The organism is Streptomyces sp. YS-3, from assembly GCF_045257485.1.
Classification (GTDB): Bacteria; Actinomycetota; Actinomycetes; order Streptomycetales; family Streptomycetaceae; genus Streptomyces.
On sequence record NZ_JBJHPC010000949.1, the window covers coordinates 1 to 1,610 of the forward strand.

The window sequence follows — 1,610 nt, forward strand, 5'->3', positions numbered from 1 at the left end:
GCGTGGGCGTGTCCGTCGTGGGTGCGGGGGTCGGGGCCGTCACAGGTGCTTCACGCCTTCCGGGATCTCGTAGAAGGTCGGGTGGCGGTAGGGCTTGTCGCCGGCCGGTTCGAAGAAGGAGTCCTTCTCGTCGGGGGAGGAGGCGGTGACGGCGTTGGAGGGCACCACCCAGATGGAGACGCCTTCGGAGCGCCGGGTGTAGAGGTCGCGCGCGTTGCGCAGGGCCATCTGGGCGTCCGGGGCGTGCAGGCTTCCGGCGTGGGTGTGGGACAGTCCGCGGCGCGAGCGCACGAACACCTCCCACAGCGGCCAGTCGTGTGTGGTCATGCCGTTGCCTCCCCGTTCCTGTGGTGCTTGGTCGCGTACGCGGCTGCCGCGTCGCGGACCCAGGCGCCTTCCTCATGGGCGCGGCGCCGTTGGGTGAGCCGTTGTTCGTTGCAGGGGCCGTTGCCCTTGAGGACGTCCCAGAACTCGGTCCAGTCGATCGTCCCGAAGTCGTGGTGTCCGCGCTCCTCGTTCCACCGGAGGTCGGGGTCGGGGAGGGTGAGGCCGAGTGCTTCGGCCTGGGGGACGCAGATGTCGACGAAGCGCTGGCGCAGTTCGTCGTTCGAGTGCCGCTTGATCTTCCAGGCCATGGACTGTGCGGAGTGGGACGACTCGTCGTCGGGCGGGCCGAACATCATCAGTGAGGGCCACCACCAGCGGTCCACCGCGTCCTGTGCCATCGCGTGCTGCTGCGGGGTGCCCTGGGAGAGGGCGAGGAGCAGTTCGTAGCCCTGGCGCTGGTGGAAGGACTCCTCCTTGCAGACGCGGACCATCGCCCGTGCGTACGGCCCGTAGGAGCAGCGGCAGAGGGGGACCTGGTTGGTGATGGCGGCGCCGTCCACGAGCCAGCCGATGGCGCCGACGTCGGCCCAGGTCAGGGTGGGGTAGTTGAAGATCGATGAGTACTTCTGGCGGCCGGAGTGGAGTTTGTCGAGCAGTTCGTCGCGGCTGACGCCGAGGGTTTCGGCGGCGCTGTACAAGTACAGCCCGTGGCCGGCCTCGTCCTGGACCTTCGCCATGAGGATCGCCTTGCGGCGCAGCGAGGGCGCGCGGGTGATCCAGTTGGACTCGGGCTGCATGCCGATGATTTCGGAGTGGGCGTGTTGCGCTATCTGGCGGACGAGTGAGGCCCGGTAGGCCTCGGGCATCCAGTCGCGCGGCTCGATGCGCTCGTCGGCGGCCACCGCGGCGTCGAACGCGGCCAGGTACGCCGACGTGTCCTTCTCGTCCGCCGTGGGTGAGCCGTGCTTGTTGGTGCCGGTCTCCGCGGTCACTGCCGTCATCCGAGCCCCCTGCCGAGCTGTCGATTCCGGGCCGTCCGCCGGGCCACTCGCGCCCGACCGATCGTTCGGTCCATTGACTTCAATGGTGAGTCGACGGCCCGTAGGGTGTCAACCCTGTGGATAACCCAGTGGAGCCGAGCGGGATCGGGGCGGGATGGATTCGTACGACGAGAAGGACACGTCGGCGTACCTGGCCGCGTTCGACGCCGCGGTGGCCGCCGACGAGCGCATCGAGCCGCGCGACTGGATGCCCGAGGCCTACCGGGCCTCACTCGTCCGCCA

General features: G+C 69.1%; 2 protein-coding genes and 1 pseudogene. 1 reads left to right on the top strand and 2 read right to left on the bottom strand.

What is annotated here, in order from left to right; all coding sequences use genetic code 11:
• Positions 1-39: 39 nt before the first annotated feature.
• A complete protein-coding gene (paaB, locus tag ACJA3G_RS36590; protein WP_406557328.1) occupies positions 40-327 on the bottom strand; it encodes a 1,2-phenylacetyl-CoA epoxidase subunit PaaB in 288 nt (95 codons plus the stop codon).
• The gene (gene paaA / locus ACJA3G_RS36595) at positions 324-1,328 is read right to left on the bottom strand and encodes a 1,2-phenylacetyl-CoA epoxidase subunit PaaA (protein ID WP_406557329.1); all 1,005 of its coding nucleotides are present in this window, start codon (positions 1,326-1,328) and stop codon (positions 324-326) included. Before paaA ends, paaB begins: the two co-directional genes overlap by 4 nt.
• Before the next feature lie 154 nt (positions 1,329-1,482).
• On the opposite strand from paaA, the pseudogene ACJA3G_RS36600 reads away from it, so the two are divergent.
• A pseudogene (locus tag ACJA3G_RS36600) lies at positions 1,483-1,610 on the top strand (1,2-phenylacetyl-CoA epoxidase subunit A); the annotation flags it as partial.

Bases quoted from the DNA above. Each gene is read 5' to 3' on its own strand.
- paaB (WP_406557328.1), bottom strand. From the start codon at position 327: ATGACCACACACGACTGGCCGCTGTGGGAGGTGTTCGTGCGCTCGCGC.
- paaA (WP_406557329.1), bottom strand. From the start codon at position 1,328: ATGACGGCAGTGACCGCGGAGACCGGCACCAACAAGCACGGCTCACCC.